Source organism: Bifidobacterium sp. (genome assembly GCF_022640935.1).
In the GTDB taxonomy this organism is placed as follows: Bacteria; Actinomycetota; Actinomycetes; order Actinomycetales; family Bifidobacteriaceae; genus Bifidobacterium.
In genome coordinates this window covers 20,941-38,547 of record NZ_JALCCV010000008.1, presented here as the reverse complement: position 1 = coordinate 38,547, position 17,607 = coordinate 20,941, and the positions used below count along the sequence as shown (strand labels likewise).

Here is a 17,607-nt window from a genome sequence, read left to right as displayed (position 1 = left end):
TGCCCGGATCGCGCTTGGACCGCGCGAATTCCGACATAGGCAAGGAGCAGTCGATGGCGGACACCACGCAACCGCAGCACAACAGCGAGCATCTGGCGTTATGGGGAGGCCGTTTCTCATCCGGGCCGTCACCGGAGCTGGCTCGGCTCTCGAGATCGACCCAGTTCGATTGGCGTCTCGCCGACGACGACATCGCAGGCTCCCGAGCACACGCCCGGGCGCTGGGACGTGCCGGGCTGTTGAACAATGACGAGCTGGGACGCATGGAGACGGCGCTCGACGAGCTCCAGCGCCGTGTGGATTCGGGGGCGTTCGCCCCGATTGAAGACGACGAGGACGAGGCGACGGCTCTGGAACGCGGGCTGATCGACATCGCCGGGGACGAGCTCGGCGGCAAGCTGCGCGCCGGCCGTTCGCGCAACGACCAGATCGCCGCGCTCATCCGCATGTGGCTGCGCCGGCACGCCCGTGTCGTGGCGCGCAACGTGCTCGGCGTCGTCAACGCGATTATCCTTCAGGCGACGGCTGCGGGCGATGCCGTGATGCCGGGCCGCACCCATATGCAGCATGCGCAGCCGGTGCTGCTGGCGCATCAGCTGCTGGCCCACGCTTGGCCGCTGCTGCGCGATGTGCAGCGGCTGGCCGACTGGGACGCCCGCATCGACGCCAGCCCCTACGGCTCGGGCGCATTGGCGGGCAATACGCTGGGCCTTGACCCGGTGATGGTCGCCCGGGAACTGGGATTTTCGAAGGTCACCAGCAATTCGATCGACGGGACCGCCAGCCGTGATTCAGTCGCCGAATTTTCCTTCATCGCCGCCATGATCGGCGTGGATGTGAGCCGGCTAAGCGAGGAAATCATCATTTGGAACTCGCAGGAGTTCGGCTTCGTCAGGCTCGATGACTCCTATTCGACCGGCTCCTCAATCATGCCGCAGAAAAAGAACCCGGATATCGCGGAGCTGGCGCGCGGCAAGGCCGGCCGTCTCATAGGCGATCTTACGGGTCTTTTGGCCACGCTCAAAGGCCTGCCGACCGCATATGCCCGTGATCTGCAGGAGGACAAAGAGGCGGTATTCGACCAGGTCGACACCCTCGAAGTGCTGCTGCCGGCATTCGGCGGCATGGTTGCGACGATGTGTTTCGACCATGACCGGCTGCGCGAGCAGGCGCCTACAGGTTTTGCGCTGGCCACCGACATCGCGGAATGGCTGGTAAAGCACGGCGTGCCCTTCCGCCATGCGCACGAGCTGTCCGGCGCCTGCGTCAAACGCGCCGAGCAGCAGGGCATCGAACTGTGGGATCTGACCGACAGCGATTTTTCCGAGATCTTCGCGGGTTTCCTGCCTGCCGAGCAGGCATCGGCGGTACGCGAGGTGCTTTCCGTCGAAGGCTCGGTCGCCGCGCGCAACGGCAAGGGAGGCACGGCGCCAGCCCGCGTGCGCGAGCAGCTGGACGAGGCGAAGGCGGCGCTCGATGCGCTTGCGGTCTTCGTGAGCTCCAGCAGTGACGGCACCGCGTACAAGGCGCCCGAATCCCTGCAATAGCGAGAAACGCCTCAACGTGCAGCGCGAGGAGGCGGCTGCGCACCTAGGGCGATCGCGTTTGCGCGGTAGCGCCCGTTGCGCTGCCAGTGATAGAGCTGTCGCCGCTTCCTGCGAAACTGGACAGGTTTGCATGGCCTGGGGCCGTGTGCGTTGTTGTCCACAATTTGACAGGGGAGAGGCACTAGATATGGCTCACGTCACCAATTTCAGGGAGGCGGGATTTAACTCGCTCTTCGAGGAGTTGAATTGGCGTGGATTGATCACTCAGTCCACGGATCGCGACCAACTCGCGCAGGCGTTGAACGGCGGCCCCATCACCTATTACTGCGGATTCGATCCGACGGCGGCGTCCCTGCATGCCGGCAACCTCGTGCAGCTCATCATCATGCGTCATCTGCAGGCGGCGGGGCATCATCCCATCGCATTGGTCGGCGGCGCGACCGGGTTGATCGGCGACCCAAGGCAGAGCGGCGAGCGCACGCTCAACCCCAAAGAGGTCGTGGCGGGCTGGTCCGAACGCCTCAAATCGCAAATCTCCGGCATTCTGGAGGTTGATGGCAGCAATCCCGTGCGGTTCGTGAGCAACTACGACTGGACTGCAAGCATGTCGGTCATCGATTTCCTGCGCGACATCGGCAAGAATTTCCGCCTTGGCACCATGCTGTCCAAGGACACCGTCGCCCGCAGGCTCGAATCGGAAGAAGGCATTTCGTTTACTGAATTCAGCTACCAGGTGCTGCAGGGCAATGACTTCCTGCATCTGTACGACGAGTACGGCTGCACGGTGCAGCTTGGCGGCTCGGACCAATGGGGCAATCTCACCTCGGGCCTTGAGCTGATTCACAAGGTGCGCGAGGCGAACGTCAACGTGTTCACCAGCCCGATCATCTCCGACAGTCAGGGCAAGAAATTCGGCAAATCCGAAGGCAATGCGGTCTGGCTTGATCCGGGAATGCTCAGCCCTTACAAGTTCTACCAGTTCTGGCTCAATCAGCCTGACACCGAAGCCGCCAAACTGCTCAAGGTCTTTACCTTCCTTCCCAAGGAGGAGATCGGACGGCTCGAACGCTGCGTCACAACGAATCCGGGTGCGCGTGAGGCGCAGCGTGCTCTGGCATGGGAGGTCACGAGCCTCGTGCACGGCGAAGCGGCGACGCAACAGGCTATCGACGCTTCTTCGGCGCTGTTCGGGCGCGGCGGCGACCTGCGCGCGATTGATGCGCAGACCCTTGAAGCGGCGTTGGACGGGCTCAAGACACAGGTCGGCGACGCAGGCGCAGCGCAGTTCGCACAGGCGCAGCCTGGCGAGCGGGTGTCCGAAGCGGGGGCTGCCGCCGGGCTGTTCAGATCGATTTCCGAAGCACGCAAGACCATCGCGTCAGGAGGCGTCTACGTCAACAACGCCAGGGTTGCCGACGCTGAACAGACACTTGGTGACGAGGACTTCCTGCATGGCCGTTTCGCTTTGATCCGACGCGGGAAAAAAGCTCTAGGCGTGGTCGAGCAATCGGCGAACAGCAATCAGTGAAGTGGCGCGAGTAGCGTCTCGCAATGCGGACGGCCGCATCGCGAAGCGTTGTGGCACACTAGGTACGGTACGGAAACTAAGGAAACACTATGGTAGAAGATCAGCGCGGATCGCGCGACGGCAAATCATTCGGATCACGCAAGTCAGGCTCGCGCTCGGGCGGCGGGTTCCATCATGGATCGGGCGAAGGGCATTCGGGGCGTTCGTACAACTCGCACGGTGGCCATTCGGGCCATTCCTACGGCGGGGATCGCAACGGCGGCTTCCACCGTTCGAATGGCGAGCGGCCGGATCGTGGATATCATGACCACGCCCGCGACCACGAAGATGCGCACGGCGAACACGAAGCGCAGGAACGGCGTTTCTCGAACCAGGGCCATGGCGGCGATCGGCGATACGACAAACCCCGCCGCGACGGCGAACACGGCGGTTATCGCGGGCGGCGCGATGGGGAGAACCCGCGCTATGGGCATGGTGGCGACCATCATGATTTCCATCGTGACGGCGAGCATGGCGACGGCGAAAGGCAGCGTCGCGACTTCCATCGTGATGGCCGCAGCGCTGATCGTCGCGACTTCCACAGCCGCGATTTCCATGGCAAGGGATATCGCAAGGATTTCCACCGCGACGAGAACTCGGAGGAACGCCGGGAAGGGTACCGCCAGGACGGCGAGCGTCGCGACTTCCATAAGAATGATCGTCGTGACGATCGTCGCGATTTCCACCGCGATGGCGAGCAGCGTGGGAATTCGCGCGGCGGATATCGTCATGACAATGATCGCCGCGATTTTCATCGTGACGGCGACCATCGCGACTTCCGGCGTGATGACCACAGAGGCGGCTACCAAGGACGCAGCGACCGTGGTGAGCGCGATGGACGGGATTTCCGCCGTGACGATCGGCGTGATGACCGCAGAGGCGGCGATCGCCGCGACTTCCATCGTGATTTTCACCGCGATGGCGAGCGTGGCGGCGAACGCAGCGGCGAGCATCGTCCGTATGCGCCGCGTCGTGATGGCCAGGGCGGCGGTTACCGCAGAAATGATCAGGGCGGCGGTTACCGTCACGATGATCGACGCGACGGCTCAGACCGCAAATTCGACCGCAACGAGCGCGATGGATACCGTTCGCAGCGTCGGGAGGACTATCTCAGTGCCCCGCGCCGCAATTCGGACGGCACGATATCCTTCCCTTCGCAGAATCCGTATACGCATCGTAGGCCCGATGAGCCGCGTATGCCGCGAGGCATGGAATGGTCGATGCTCTCCAAGGACGAGAAGGAGCGTTTGCGCGGGCTCGCCAAGGAGCATGCGGAAAATATCGGCTTGCATATCCTAGCCGCGTACACACTTGAGGAAAGCGACCCGCAGTCGGCGTTGGAGCATGCCAAATGGGCGGCACGGCAGGCTTCCCGCATCGACTTCAGCCGCGAGACGCTCGCATTCGTCTCGTACCGCCAAGGCGATTACAAGCTGGCGTTGCGCGAATTCCAGACTGCGCATCGCATGAATGGCTTCGCTGATTACCTGCCGTTCATGGCGGACTGCGAACGCGGTCTAGGCAATCCGAAGAAGGCCATCGAGCTGGCGCTGTCAGACGAGGGCAAGAGCCTGCAGGGCGAGTCGAAGGTCGAGATGTTCCTCGTGTACGCGGGCGCTCTGGGTGATTTGCAGTTGTGGGATCAGGCCATCGAGATCGTGCACAAGCTCGGCGCATCCAAAGGGCTTCCGGGCGCGTACCGCATGCGTGCGCTGCAGGCCGAGCAGAACTTCCTCGAGGAATCCGGCCATAGCGACCAGGCAACGGATCTTGACCCGGTGATCGAGTGGCTCGAATTGCAGTATGCCGACGAGGATGAGGACGAGGAATCGGACGATATCGTCATCGACTACGATCTCGAGGATCTTCCCGGCGAGCTGATGGACCAGCTTGGCATCTCCTGGGACGACGCCCAGTATGCGCCTGATGACGGTGCTGACGGCTCCGATGGCGCCAGTGCGGCTGGTGATGCTGAGCATTCCGAGGACGCGGAGGAGGCCATCGGGAACTCCTCCGAAGGAGCTGCCCAAGAGATCGCCCACGAAGAGGAAGAAGCCGATGCGTCGGAAGATGCTGACGTGATTGAGGCTGCCCGCACGGTCGAAGAATCCAGCATGGCTGACGTTGTCGAGGATGCCGATGCCGCTGCGCACGTCGATGCGGCGGTGGATGTCGATACTGTGCCAGTGGGCACTGCGGCGGATGCGACGGAAGAGAACGTGCGCGCCAAGGCCGCTGCAGGGACTGTGGACGGCGAGGCTGGCAATGCCGAAGGCGACGACGAGCAGGAACTGCCCGCGCAGGAAGCTGGCGCAGGCGTGGATGCGGCCGTTGACCCGGCGGCTCTCCAGAGCGGACTCGCGCCGGAGACGGCCGACGGCGGGTCCGAAGAATAAGGCGGTCAGGAAACTGGCGGTAGGGGGGAAGGAAGAGGACGAGGTCATGACGCGTTTTCTACAAGGGTCAGAGCAGGCGTTGAGCAGGGCGTATCAGCTGGCATTGCTTGATCTGGACGGCGTGGTGTATCGGGGCAAGAACCCTATCGAGCACGCCGCCGATTCGATCCGTGCAGCTGAGCGCATCGGGATGACGGTGGAATATACGACCAACAATTCCTCGCGTTTTCAGCATGTCGTCGCCGAACAGCTGCGCGGCTTCGCGCTCGACGTCGAACCGTGGCAGATCATCACCTCCGCCGTCGTGGCCGCTCGCATGGTCGCCCGCCATGTGGATGAGGGCTCAGATGTTCTGGTGCTGGGTGCCGAGCATTTGCGCGAAGAAGTCCGCAAAGCTGGCCTGCACATAGTCGAAGGAGCGCAGGACGATCCGCAGGCGGTGATCCAAGGCTGGTACCCCGATCTGGCGTGGCATGAGCTGGCCGAGGCGTCGTTTGCCGTCGAACGCGGGGCGACGTATTTCGTCACGAATCGTGACCTGACGATACCGCGCGAATTGGGCATAGCCCCAGGCTGCGGGTCACTCATCCAGGCCGTTATCGCCGCTACCGGCGTCGAGCCGGTCGCTTCGGCGGGCAAGCCAGAATCGGCGATGTATGACGAGGCGAGGCTGCTGGCTGCCCGGGACGGCAGCGACCCTGTGGCGAAGCGGGCCTGCCTGGCCATCGGCGACCGTCTTGATACCGATATCGAAGCGGGAAACCGCGGCGGCTACGATTCGCTGGCCGTGCTCACCGGGGTCACCAACCCGCATGAGCTGATGAGCGCCCCGGCGCATTTGCGGCCGACGTATATCGTCCCGGACCTGCGTGGCCTGAATGAGGCCCAGCCCGAGCCGCTCAGAAACGACGACGGCTCATGGAGCTGTGGTGCTACCGATCGTGGTGCGGCCGAGGCGACGGTCGGCGCGGCGCGGGCATGGATCGAAGACGGTGCGTTGCACGTCAGCGACAGCAGCGATATCAACGCGTTGCGCGCCGCCTGCTGCCTGGCATGGGAATACGCCGACTGCGGCGAAGATATCGCAGACATCACGCTTCCTGATTGTGCCGTCGGGGGAGCCGACCCACAATGAGTGACGCCACATGCGATGCGAACAGCAACAGTTCCCGCGAGCCGCATGATCCTCGATCTGAATCCGGCGATGACATCCTGCGACGCTATCCGAAACTAGCCGAACAGGACGGGGCTGCAGACGAGGACCGCATAGCCACATACTCCGGCATTCTCGCCCAGCTGCAACGTGAGTTGGACAGCAGCCGTGGCTAGCCGCAGTCCGCAGCAGGCCAGCAGCATCGAGATACATCCGGATGGCCATTCCGATATGAGCACGGGCAGCCGATTCGTCCTGCATCCCGACGGTCATCACGGTGCGACAGGCAGCGCAGGCAATGCGGCCGCGCAGCCGCTTCGGCTGGATCTCGCGCTCGTGGCACGCGGGCTGATCAGAACCCGCACCAAAGCGCAGGCTTTGATCCGTGAGGGCCATGTGCTCGTCAACGGCGTGATGGCGCACAAAGCATCCGCTCCAGTGGGGGCCGGCGATGCATTGCGCGTCGATAAGGGTGAGGACTATGTCTCGCGTGGCGCTTACAAGCTGGTCGGTGCCTTCCATGCCTTCGCCTCGTCCGGTCTGCCGTCCCCACGCGGCTTGCACTGCCTCGATATCGGCGCGTCGACAGGCGGCTTCTGCGATGTGCTGTTGCGCCGGGGTGCAGACAAAGTCATCGCCCTTGACGTGGGCCACGGCCAGCTCGATGCACGCATCGCCGCCGATCCGCGCATCATCGAGATGAGCGGCGTCAATATACGCGATGTCTTGCCCGATGATCTGCCGGTCGCGCCACAGCTGATCGTCGCCGACGTGTCGTTCGTCTCTTTGACGTATGTCATACCGGTTATCGCCCAGCTGGCCGCGCCAGGCGCCCATGTGGTGCTGCTGGTCAAGCCGCAGTTCGAAGTCGGCAAAGGACGGTTGGGAAAGAACGGCGTCGTCGAAGATCCGGTGTTGCGCGAACGGGCTCTGCACACAGTGATGGATTGCGCGCGGATGCAGGGTTTTGATATCCGGTCACACTGCGTCAGCCCGATCGAAGGGTCGGCCGGCAATATCGAGTACCTGCTCTATGCCTGCCTCAGCCGGAACGCACCGTCACGGCTGACGACCTGAACGGGTTTGCCGAGCATCATCACGGATGAGGATTGGTCGACGGCGAGCTCATCGATGAATTCGGCGTGTTCCACTGCGCATCCGTCGCGCAACGTGGCCGAGTCGACGTTCAGCGTCGCGCAATTGAGCCGCCGCGCGGTCAGCGTTCCGGCATGGATGGTTTTCACGTGGCTTCTTGCGCGATAATCGGTCATGCCCAAGCGGGTTGCCAGCTTGGTTTCGAACGGCTCGATAAGCGCTTCGCGCGCATGCAGTTCCAAAGCCTCCAACACGCCGTACATGGTGAACGATTGCGCCGTGATCTGGCTGGTGCTGGTCAACGAGCCATATACGCTGAGCTGTCCTGTGCATATCAAAGGCCGGGAGATTTCGAGTTCGCCGATGAACTCCATCGCCGCGCACTCCAGCCGTCCGCGCAGCTGCATACGACCATGTCCGGAAATGCGCTGCACCGTCATATCGCCATCGCTTACGAGATGGCCCGAGGAGACGACGACATGCCTGCCGCGGTATCCGGATGCACGCACGCGGCCGTTGATTGTCAGTTGTTCGAAGCGTACGCCGCGTTCCAAGGTATGAGGACCATTGAGCGCGAGATGGCCGTAGTTCCCGGCGCGGATGAACCCGCCGAATGAAGTGAGATTCATCGCTTTCATCAGCGCCTCCTTCCCCGTGCGCCAGCGTCGCATCAGCCCGGCAGGCTACTATGTTCCATGCATAGCGGTTTTTCGCGCTCCGCACGATGCTATATGCAGGAAACTGCAAGAACATGTGCGGGTATTCAATTCGCGCATCTCTCGTTATTACCTGTCAGCTTGGGCAAATGACGTTTTCGTGTGCTGAGATTCATTGTTGATTTCCTCGCAGAGCTACGGGCGCTGGTTCGGTTAGGATAGGGAGACGGTGGACGTTGTCGAATGAGAAATGAGGCTCAGCCATGGTCGAAGGCCGGCATGCGGTAATCGTCACCCATCCTGCCCTGCGAAGGCGCGGGGTGGTATCCGCCGCGATCGGGCAGCTCAATCATGCGGGTTTCACTGTCACCGTCGTGGACAATGCCGAGGCGCCGGTGTTCGGCACGCCGACCAAGGCTGTGGATCCGGACACGGAGATCGTCCTGGTGCTGGGGGGCGATGGCACTATTCTGCGCGCCGCCGAACTGATCTACTGCACCGATGTGCCGATTCTCGGCGTGAATCTGGGACATGTCGGTTTTCTGGCCGAATTCGAGAGCTTCCAGATGAGTGAAGCCATCCAGCGGGTCGCCGATCATGATTATTCCATCGACGAACGCATGGTCGCCCACGCCGACGTGTGGCTGCCGGGGGCAAAGGAGCCGATCCACGACTGGGCGCTCAACGACATCACGCTGGGCACGGCGGACCGTGGCAAGATGATCGGCTTGGCCATCCAAGTGGACGGCGTGGCGATGAACTCCTTCAGCTGTGATGGCATCATCGTCTCGACGCCTACCGGTTCGACGGCCTACGCATTCTCGGCCGGAGGCCCGGTGATATGGCCGAACGTCAAAGCGCTGCAGCTGGTGCCGATCGCCGCGCATGCCCTCTTCGCACGGCCGCTCATCATCGGCTCGGGATCCACATTCACCGTGGACATCATGGAGGATTCCTCGTCGGCAGGCTGGATCTGCTGCGATGGGCGCCGCCAGCGCGAGCTGCCGCGCGGCACTCGCATCGAGGTGCGCGAGTCGCGCGACACATTGCACTTGGCGCGATTGTCAGGTGTTCCATTCACCAATCGGCTTGTTTCGAAATTCGATCTTCCGGTGGTCGGCTGGCGCGAGCGAGACCACAGCGAAACGCTTGGGTACGCTTCGGGCGAACGTCATGAGGGGGATGCGTCGTAATGCTCAGCGAGCTGGAGATTAATAATCTCGGTCCCATTCGTCATGCGTGTCTTTCCCTTTCCGCCGGCATGACTGCGATTACCGGCGAGACCGGTGCGGGCAAATCCATGCTGCTCAATGCCATACGGCTGATATCGGGCGGCAAGGCCGATGCCGCGCAGGTCTCGGGCGGGGCAGGCGGCGTGTGGGTCCAAGGCGTGTTCGCAGTGCTGCCACCCGGCGCGGCTGCGCGTGTCGCCCAAGATGCAGGCATCACGCCGTCGCAGGACGACAACGAACTGTTCCTCTCTCGCGCCGTGCCCAGCTCGGGCAGGTCGCGCGCCGTGCTGTCGGGCCATAGCGTGCCGCGTTCCGTGCTCGTCGAGCTCGCCGCCCAACTGGTCACCATTCACGGCCAGGCCGACCAGCTTCGGCTGGCTTCCGTCTCCCGCCAGCGTGAATTCCTTGACATGGTCGCCGCTGATGATGCGGCGTTCGGCATGTATCGCAAGGCATGGGAGTCGTTGCAGAGCATGGATGAACGTTTGCGTACGCTGGGCAATCAGGAGGCTTCGATGCGCCAGCACGCCGACTATCTACGCGAATCGGTCGACCGCATCAACGAAGTGGATCCGCATCCCGGCGAGGACGACGAGCTCAAGGAACGGCGTTCGCGCATCGAGCACGCCGCCGATATCGCGCGCGGCGTGAGCCAGGCCTTAGCGGCCTTGGATGCCTCGCAAATCGATGTGGATGCTGACGGGACGGGCGCGGCCGCCCTGATTTCGCAGTCGGCTCAGGCGCTGCGTTCGATCCATGTGCCGGGACTGTTCACGCAGATTGCGGATCGGCTCGAGGCGTTGAACGCCGATCTGGCCGATATCGTCTTCTCGCTGTCCAGCCAGCTTGGCCCGGAAGAGAACGTGGACAGCCTTGATTCGCTCAACGCAAGGATTCACGAGCTCGGCGAGCTGACGCGGCGCTGGGGGCCGAGCTTGCAGGACGTCATCGCATGGCGCGATCAGGCGATGCGCGATATGGAGGATCTCGACGATTCGCCGCAGAAGCTCGAAGAGCTCCGTGCCCAGCGCCGTGAGGCGTACAGTCAGGCGTTGCAGGCGGCCGGTGTACTCAGCCGGTCGCGGATCGCCGCGGCCAAGGAGCTTTCGAAGGCGGTGAATGGCGAACTCTCATCACTGGCGATGTCGGGCGCGAAACTCGACATTCGCGTCACGCAGCGTGCGAAAACCGTAGCCACAAAAGGCGGTGCGAACGGCAATAACGGTTCGACAGTGCGGAACGGTTCGGCTGGCAACGCTTCGAATGACCGTGGTTTCGACGAGGCCTGCCCAGGCGATACCGGGGCGCTGGACGCCCATGGCTTCGACGACATCGAATTCCTGTTCACCCCGTTCCCTGGTTCCCCGCAGCTGCCGATGGGCACTAGCGCGTCGGGCGGTGAATTGAGCCGGCTCATGCTGGCGCTTGAGTTGTCCGCAGCAGACAGGCATAGTGGTAAAAGCGGGGGCGTCGAGGATGGAATTGACGGAGCCGGAGACGATGAGAGCGGTGCCGACGCCAATGCTGATATGACCTTCATCTTCGATGAAGTGGACGCGGGCGTCGGCGGTAAGGCCGCGGTCGAACTGGGCCGTCGACTGGCGCTCTTGGCCAGGCATGCGCAGGTCATTGTCGTCACCCATCTGGCGCAAGTCGCCTCATGGGCCGACGCGCAATTCGTCGTAAGCAAGTCGTCCGACAGGGACGGCAGGAACGGCGAGATTGGCGGAACCGACGCTGCTAACAAATCCAGCACAATTGATGAGGCAGACAAAGGCGCAGCCATTAATTCCGCTGAAAAGACAGCCGATTCAACACCCACTATTTCGACCGGCGTGCGTGAGGTGCGTGGCGAGGAACGCATCCGCGAGATCGCCCGCATGCTCTCTGGCAGCGAATCGCACACCTCCCTCGACCACGCCCGCGAACTCCTCGCCGCAAGCGCAGTGTGACGCGTAATGCGCACAACACGGCTGCGGCGGCGGGTGCCCTTGGTGTGGCGAAAACGAGGCCGCTGCGCATTGACGAGGTGCTGCTAATGAGGGGGATGAGGGAGAGAACATGTCCAAGCTTGCCCAATCCGATGTGAAGATCAAGATCAATGCCGGCAAAGGCGCTATCTTCGATCTTGACGGCACGCTGCTTGATTCAATGGGCGTGTGGGATCAGATCGACACTGATTTCCTCAACCGGCGTGGGTTCGCGGTTCCAGCCGATTATGCGGGCAAAGTGGCCGCGATGCAGATCACGCAGATCGCCGAATACACGATCGCCCGGTTCGGCCTGCATGAGAGCCCGCAGGCGCTCATGGACGAATGGAATATAATGGCGCAGAGCGCCTATTCCAGCGTCGTGGAGGCCAAGCCATGCGCGGCGCAGTATCTGCGTGCGCTCAAGGAATCCGGGGCCAAGCTCGCCGTGGCGACCTCGTTGAACGCGCAGCTGCGCGAACCGGCGATGGCGCATGTGGGCATAGCGCAATACTTCGACGTGGTCTGCAGCACCGACGAGGCGGGAAGCGCGGGCAAAGACAGCCCGGACGTGTATCTGCTCGCCGCCCGCAAACTCGGCGTCGAGCCGGCCGATTGCACGGTGTTCGAAGATCTGCTGGCCGGCGTGCGTTCGGCCAAATCCGCAGGCATGAAGGCATGGGCGATGCATGACGACTCATCGAATGTAGATTGGGACGCGATCTGTGAGGAGGCCGACGGCGTGCTCTTCGACTTCGCCAACGCGCCGGCGGCGCTGTAGGCGTACGCGCGCATTGTGCTGCCGCAATTCGCGTAGTGCGCGCAACGAGGCGCGGCATATTGAGGCCAATCGCATTCAAACGGCGCAAACGCAGGGATCGCAGGGAGGCCGACGCCAGTGGACGCGGGTATCGGCGCGCACGACGCAATAGTCCGGAAGGCATGGTGCGCATGGAGCGCGCCGGCGATGCATATGCGTGGCTATGGTCGCGCTCCAGCCTTCAGCAACTGTTATATTATTAACTTGCACAGTTGTGATAACTGTTATATTGTTATACAAAGCAGCATAACAGTAATGCAGAGTTGTTGCATCCAGCAGAACGACAGAAAAGGCATGATGAAACTGATCATCTCATCCGTGTCCGGCAAACCGATTTACGAGCAGATCAAACAGCAGATACGGGCCGCCGTTCTCTCGGGCGAACTGGCGCCGGGGGAGACTTTGCCTTCCCTGCGCAAGCTCGCCAAGGAGCTGCGCATCTCCGTGCTCACCGTCACCCGGGCATACAACGAGCTGGCGGACGAGGGCGTGGTGCGCAATGTCCAAGGCAAAGGCACATTCGTTCTGCAGCGAGGCAACGAGGTGATGCGCGAGCAGCTGTCGCAGCGCATTGCCGACAGCCTGCTGCAGGTCAGCATGGCCGCCAAGGCCGCGGACGTGCCGCTGCTTGGCTTGCTCGACATGCTTGAAGCGGCCTACCGCGACGAACCAACGCCATATGGCGGCGGGGCGTCATCGGCTGACACCCAGGCAAGCGAAGAAAAAAGGAACGCGCGTGACGGTCGATAAGCTGCAGGGTTCGGTTCCGCTCGCTCTGAGCGTCGACGGCGCCACGAAACGCTACGGCTCGGACTTCACACTGGAAGGATGTGACCTTCGACCTGCCCGCCGGATACATTATGGGGCTGATAGGGCCGAACGGCGCAGGCAAATCGACGCTTATCAAACTCATTCTCAACATGATTCACCGCGACGCGAAATCGCTCATCCTCGACGAGCCGACGAGCGGTTTGGATGTGCTCGGATGGGACGGGCTGATGGATAGTACATCGAGGACGAGGCGTGCAGCGTGCTCTTCAGCACGCATATTACCGACGACCTCGAACACGCCGCCGATTTCATCACCTATATCGCCGGCGGGCGGCTGCACTACAGCGGCCTCAAGGATGAGTTCGAAGACTCCTTCCGCCTGGTCAAAGGCGGCCCGGAGCAACTCGATGCCATCGCGGGCCGGGCATTGGGTATCCACCGTTATACGACGGGCTTCGATGCGCTGATGCACACGTCTGCCGCGAAGAAACTGCAGTCCGATGACACGAATCCGGCGCTCGAACCGGTGTCGATCGATGACATCGTCAGGCTCACCAACACGAAGGAGGAAGAGCGATGAACGCTATTGCCAAAGCCGTGCGGCTGGATGGATTGCGAATGACTGCAGGCGGCATGCTCTCCATGCTGCTCATGGCTGTGCTGATTCCGGCCTTCGGGCTGCCGCTGGTGGTGTTCGTCCTGTGTGCGCTTGCGCTGCTCTTCAAAAAGCAGGTCACGGCGATCGCGGCATGGCTGGGCGCGCATATATTTGTTTCGACGCCGTTGACTGTGCTCATCGCCGTGGCGTTCGTTGCGATCGTGGTCGCGGCGTCGCTCTTGATCTCGCCTCGCAGCTATCGGCGCAAAGAGCCGTGAGACCGTCCGGACGCATGGAGCAGATGATGATGCCATGGCGCTGCAGATCATAAGCCGCGCAGCGCCATCGATCAATTGTGAATACCGCTACTGCGGCGTATCTCCGCTATTTGTGGCAGATGCTGACCTTTGCAGAGATACATCTCGCCTACTTTGCGGCATCGTTTCGGGCAGCCGTTGAGTATAAAAGCTCAGCAATCGCCATATAGGGCGACCCGACCATCGAGTCAGGAGAATGTGATGACGCAAATAAGCGGGATATACCTCCGCGACCTTCAACAGGTGCCACAGATAAGTCGATACACTACCAGATTGCCGTAGTAGCACCATGGCAGCCATGTCACAGTCTGGCGGCGGCATCCTTGACGGCGTCGCGCATGGCGTCGATGCCGATGACACCGTCGAAGCGGGGCCGGGCGTGCTCCAGCTCGCGCAGGGATTTCGGCGCAACGGTGCCGGTGGACGCTGCAAGCGTGCCCATGCAATCGAAGTCGCTGCCGGAGGCATCAAGCCCAAGCGATTCGTCGACCACGCGGGGGAACTTGTACGGGCTGGCGGTGCTCAGCAGCACGCGAGGAACGGCTGGGTCACGCGGTATGCGCTGCATGACGAAGTAGCCGCAGGCGGTGTGCGGGTCGATAACATAGCGGTTGCGCTCCCAGCAGTCGCGGATCGCATCGCGCACCTGGTCCTCGTCGGCCCAGCCAGTGCCGAAGAGCATGCGGATCTTGGCCAGCAGCGTCTCCGGCACCTCGAACGCACCCCAGTCCCTGAGATCGGTCATCAGCATCTGGATCAGCCGCGGGTCCTTGCCGGACATGTAGTAGAGCATACGTTCGAGATTCGAGGAGACGAGGATATCCATCGAGGGAGAGATGGTCTGATAGAAACTGCGCCTGCGGTTGTAGGTCCCGGATGTCAGGAAGTCGAAGAGAACGTTGTTTTTGTCGCTGGCGACGATGAGGTGCCTCACCGGCAGCCCCAGCAGCTTCGCATAATACCCGGCGAGCACATCGCCGAAGTTGCCGGTCGGCACGCAGAATTCCACTTCGTCGCCAAGTGCGATCGCGCCACGTTCGACCAGCTGCACGTAGGCCGAGAAATAGTACACGACCTGCGGTACGAGCCGGCCGACGTTGATGGAATTCGCCGAGGAGAGCACGACGTGGTACTGCTGGGCAAGTTCCCGCGCCAGATCCGTATCGGAGAACAGCTCCTTGACTGCGCTCTGCGCGTCGTCGAAATTGCCGCGCACCGCGCAGACATTGACGTTGGAGCCAGCCTGCGTGGTCATCTGCAGCCGCTGGACCTCGCTGACCTTGCCTTCGGGATAGAACACGGTGATGCCGGTTCCCGGGGCGTCGGCGAATCCGGCGAGCGCCGCCTTGCCTGTGTCGCCCGAAGTGGCGGTCAGGATCATGATCTTCTCCTGGGCGTCGCCGCCGGCCGGAAGGGTCCGCGCCATGAAGCGCGGCAGAATCTGCAAGGCCACGTCCTTGAAGGCGCAGGTGGGGCCGTTGAACAGCTCCAGCACGTAGTCGTCGCCCAGCGGCTTCAACGGCGTAATCGCCGGATCGGACCACTGCGGGCCGTAAGCCTCGGCAATGCACCGCGCGAGTTCGTCTTCGGCGAAGTCGTCGAGCAACGCGCCGAGCACTGCAGCGGCGATCTCCTGATAGGACTTGCCGACCAGCGCTGCAACATCAACCGTCCGCTCGCCCAGCGCATCGGTGACGAACAGGCCTCCGTCCTCGGCCAAGCCGCGCCGGATGGCCTGTTTTGCGCTCGTCCCATGTCCACTGGGGGCGTCATCGGCTCTGCGGGTGCTGTGAAAAGTGTTCACGTCTCATCCTTGCAACTGGGGATCGGTTTTCGCCCACTAGTCTAGCGAAGCCGCTGGTCCGGGTGATCGACTCGCCGCCCTGCGACTTCCTTGTGTGGGTCGTTGTGTGCCGTTTTCGGTCATTGAGTGACGTGTTTTTCGTCGTATCGGTTGTCAAGAAACCCGGGATGGCGGATTTCTGGGGTTCTGCATGTTGCTAATACGCCGCATAACAGTCAAAATGTCATGCGTCGACAATATCCAATCGGGTGGTGGTGCGGTACGCTGTGGGGTATGACAAGCGAGATTTCACGATCTGCCCCGGAATCTGACGGGCATGTCTTCGGACAGGTCTGTGCGATGGCGGATGCTGCGGCGCGAGCTCAGGCGGAGCTCGGCCGCGCGAACGGGGAAACGAGGAACGAGCTGCTCCTCGCGCTCGCGGACGCGTTGGACGAGCATGCGGATCAGATCGCGGCCGCGAATGAGCTCGATATGCAGGCCGCATTCGATTCGGGCATGGATAAGGGCAGACTTGACCGGCTGCGTTTCGATGCGAGTCGCATTCGCGCTGCGGCGTTGGGTGTGCGTCATGTGGCGACGCTGCCCGACCCGTTGGGCCAGACGGTACGGGGCTATACGCTTCCCAATGGCTTGCGGCTCGATCAGATCCGCGTGCCGATGGGCGTGATGGGCATGATCTACGAAGCCCGTCCGAATGTCACGGTCGACGTGGCGTCGCTCTGTCTCAAATCAGGCAATGCGGTGCTGCTGCACGGCGGTCATGCCGCCCGAAACACGAATGCCGCAACGCTGCACCTGATCAGCGAAGTGCTGCAATCGCAAGGTTTTGATCCGGCGCTTATCGCTTCGGTCGACGAGTTCGGCAGAATGGGCGTCACGGCGATGATGCAGGCGCGCGGGCATATCGATGTGCTGGTGCCGCGCGGGGGGGCCGGTCTCATTCGTGCGGTGGTGGAGCAATCCAAGGTCCCGGTCATCGAAACCGGCGCTGGCAACGTGCATATCTACGTCGATCGCGCGGCCGACCTGGACAAGGCCGTGCCCATCATCATCAACGCGAAAACGCAGCGCGTCGGCGTGTGCAATTCAGCGGAGAAGCTGCTGGTGCACCGCGATGTCGCCGAGGCGTTCCTGCCGGTTGCCGCTCAGGCGTTCGCCCGGGCCGGAGTAACGCTGCGTGCCGATGAGCGGTCCTACGGGATTCTCTCGCGCAGCGGTGTACAGGAGCTGCATGTGGAACATGCGAGCGCCGAGGATTGGGACACGGAATACCTGGCGCTTATCATGGGCGTCAAGGTCGTGGACTCCTTGGATGAGGCGATCTCTCACATCAACGCGCATTCGACCGGGCACACGGAATCCATCCTCACCGAGGATTACGGCGCGGTCGAGGAGTTCACGGCGCGCATTGATTCGGCGGTGGTCATGGTCAACGCCTCCACGAGGTTCACCGACGGCGGCGTGTTCGGCTTCGGCGCCGAGCTGGGCATCTCCACGCAGAAAATGCACGCGCGCGGGCCCATGGGCTTACAGGAGATGACGACCACCAAATGGATCGGATACGGCAATGGGCAGGTGCGGCCATGAGCGAGATGACGAACGATAAGCCCGAGAAGCCCAAGGAGGCGGCCAAAACGGATATGACGGATGCAACTGATGTGGCAAACGCAGCCAACGC

Annotated in this window: 13 protein-coding genes and 2 pseudogenes; 13 read left to right on the top strand and 2 right to left on the bottom strand. The window is 62.3% G+C overall.

The features are described 5' to 3' along the window. Positions 1–53: 53 nt before the first annotated feature. From argH to LKG04_RS03590, 6 genes and pseudogenes are all read left to right on the top strand, one after another. Positions 54–1,547 (top strand): argininosuccinate lyase, encoded by a 1,494-nt coding sequence (argH, locus tag LKG04_RS03615; RefSeq protein WP_291760491.1) that lies wholly within the window; start codon positions 54–56, stop codon positions 1,545–1,547. A gap of 187 nt (positions 1,548–1,734) precedes the next feature. After that, complete coding sequence (tyrS, locus tag LKG04_RS03610) at positions 1,735–3,075, top strand: tyrosine--tRNA ligase (protein WP_291760493.1); 1,341 nt, start codon at positions 1,735–1,737, stop codon at positions 3,073–3,075. Positions 3,076–3,803: 728 nt separating this feature from the next. Beyond that, positions 3,804–5,183: pseudogene (locus tag LKG04_RS03605) on the top strand (helicase); the annotation flags it as partial. A gap of 373 nt (positions 5,184–5,556) precedes the next feature. After that, positions 5,557–6,645, top strand: a complete 1,089-nt coding sequence (locus LKG04_RS03600) for an HAD-IIA family hydrolase (RefSeq protein WP_291760496.1) — start codon at positions 5,557–5,559, stop codon at positions 6,643–6,645. After that, the gene (locus LKG04_RS03595) at positions 6,642–6,839 is read left to right on the top strand and encodes a hypothetical protein (protein ID WP_291760498.1); all 198 of its coding nucleotides are present in this window, start codon (positions 6,642–6,644) and stop codon (positions 6,837–6,839) included. Before LKG04_RS03600 ends, LKG04_RS03595 begins: the two co-directional genes overlap by 4 nt. Before the next feature lie 55 nt (positions 6,840–6,894). Further along, complete coding sequence (locus LKG04_RS03590) at positions 6,895–7,740, top strand: TlyA family RNA methyltransferase (protein WP_291760500.1); 846 nt, start codon at positions 6,895–6,897, stop codon at positions 7,738–7,740. Here the strand turns inward: LKG04_RS03590 and LKG04_RS03585 are convergent. Next, positions 7,695–8,396 carry a hypothetical protein gene (locus LKG04_RS03585; protein WP_291760503.1) on the bottom strand — a complete coding sequence of 234 codons (702 nt, stop codon included), beginning with the start codon at positions 8,394–8,396 and terminating at the stop codon, positions 7,695–7,697. The genes LKG04_RS03590 and LKG04_RS03585 overlap by 46 nt on opposite strands. A 281-nt stretch (positions 8,397–8,677) precedes the next feature. Here LKG04_RS03585 and LKG04_RS03580 point away from each other — a divergent pair, with 281 nt between their 5' ends. The 6 genes and pseudogenes from LKG04_RS03580 to LKG04_RS03555 all read left to right on the top strand — a co-directional run bounded on the left by LKG04_RS03580 (position 8,678) and on the right by LKG04_RS03555 (position 14,083). Continuing rightward, positions 8,678–9,607 (top strand): NAD kinase, encoded by a 930-nt coding sequence (locus LKG04_RS03580; RefSeq protein ID WP_291760506.1) that lies wholly within the window; start codon positions 8,678–8,680, stop codon positions 9,605–9,607. Next, complete coding sequence (locus tag LKG04_RS03575; protein WP_291760510.1) at positions 9,607–11,598, top strand: DNA repair protein RecN; 1,992 nt, start codon at positions 9,607–9,609, stop codon at positions 11,596–11,598. Before LKG04_RS03580 ends, LKG04_RS03575 begins: the two co-directional genes overlap by 1 nt. 109 nt (positions 11,599–11,707) lie before the next feature. After that, positions 11,708–12,397: an HAD family hydrolase gene (locus LKG04_RS03570; RefSeq protein ID WP_291760512.1), complete on the top strand. Its 690-nt coding sequence runs from the start codon at positions 11,708–11,710 to the stop codon at positions 12,395–12,397. A gap of 336 nt (positions 12,398–12,733) precedes the next feature. Next, a complete protein-coding gene (locus LKG04_RS03565) occupies positions 12,734–13,186 on the top strand; it encodes a GntR family transcriptional regulator (RefSeq protein WP_291760580.1) in 453 nt (150 codons plus the stop codon). Next, positions 13,173–13,787 (top strand): annotated as a pseudogene (locus tag LKG04_RS03560) (ATP-binding cassette domain-containing protein). Before LKG04_RS03565 ends, LKG04_RS03560 begins: the two are co-directional and overlap by 14 nt. Then, positions 13,784–14,083: a hypothetical protein gene (locus LKG04_RS03555; RefSeq protein ID WP_291760514.1), complete on the top strand. Its 300-nt coding sequence runs from the start codon at positions 13,784–13,786 to the stop codon at positions 14,081–14,083. The pseudogene LKG04_RS03560 and the gene LKG04_RS03555 overlap by 4 nt, the downstream one beginning before the upstream one ends. A gap of 340 nt (positions 14,084–14,423) precedes the next feature. On the opposite strand, the gene thrC is transcribed toward LKG04_RS03555, so the two are convergent. Beyond that, positions 14,424–15,926 (bottom strand): threonine synthase, encoded by a 1,503-nt coding sequence (thrC, locus tag LKG04_RS03550; protein WP_291760515.1) that lies wholly within the window; start codon positions 15,924–15,926, stop codon positions 14,424–14,426. Between the two features lie 273 nt (positions 15,927–16,199). Between thrC and LKG04_RS03545 the strand changes: the two genes are divergently transcribed. Beyond that, positions 16,200–17,516, top strand: coding sequence for a glutamate-5-semialdehyde dehydrogenase (locus tag LKG04_RS03545; RefSeq protein ID WP_291760518.1), 1,317 nt, complete (start codon positions 16,200–16,202; stop codon positions 17,514–17,516). The last annotated feature ends 91 nt before the right edge of the window (positions 17,517–17,607 follow it).

Bases quoted from the DNA above. Each gene is read 5' to 3' on its own strand.
- LKG04_RS03575 (WP_291760510.1), top strand. From the start codon at position 9,607: ATGCTCAGCGAGCTGGAGATTAATAATCTCGGTCCCATTCGTCATGCG.
- LKG04_RS03585 (WP_291760503.1), bottom strand. From the start codon at position 8,396: ATGAAAGCGATGAATCTCACTTCATTCGGCGGGTTCATCCGCGCCGGG.
- argH (WP_291760491.1), top strand. From the start codon at position 54: ATGGCGGACACCACGCAACCGCAGCACAACAGCGAGCATCTGGCGTTA.
- LKG04_RS03570 (WP_291760512.1), top strand. From the start codon at position 11,708: ATGTCCAAGCTTGCCCAATCCGATGTGAAGATCAAGATCAATGCCGGC.
- tyrS (WP_291760493.1), top strand. From the start codon at position 1,735: ATGGCTCACGTCACCAATTTCAGGGAGGCGGGATTTAACTCGCTCTTC.
- LKG04_RS03555 (WP_291760514.1), top strand. From the start codon at position 13,784: ATGAACGCTATTGCCAAAGCCGTGCGGCTGGATGGATTGCGAATGACT.
- LKG04_RS03595 (WP_291760498.1), top strand. From the start codon at position 6,642: ATGAGTGACGCCACATGCGATGCGAACAGCAACAGTTCCCGCGAGCCG.
- LKG04_RS03580 (WP_291760506.1), top strand. From the start codon at position 8,678: ATGGTCGAAGGCCGGCATGCGGTAATCGTCACCCATCCTGCCCTGCGA.
- LKG04_RS03545 (WP_291760518.1), top strand. From the start codon at position 16,200: ATGACAAGCGAGATTTCACGATCTGCCCCGGAATCTGACGGGCATGTC.
- LKG04_RS03590 (WP_291760500.1), top strand. From the start codon at position 6,895: ATGAGCACGGGCAGCCGATTCGTCCTGCATCCCGACGGTCATCACGGT.
- LKG04_RS03600 (WP_291760496.1), top strand. From the start codon at position 5,557: ATGACGCGTTTTCTACAAGGGTCAGAGCAGGCGTTGAGCAGGGCGTAT.
- LKG04_RS03565 (WP_291760580.1), top strand. From the start codon at position 12,734: ATGAAACTGATCATCTCATCCGTGTCCGGCAAACCGATTTACGAGCAG.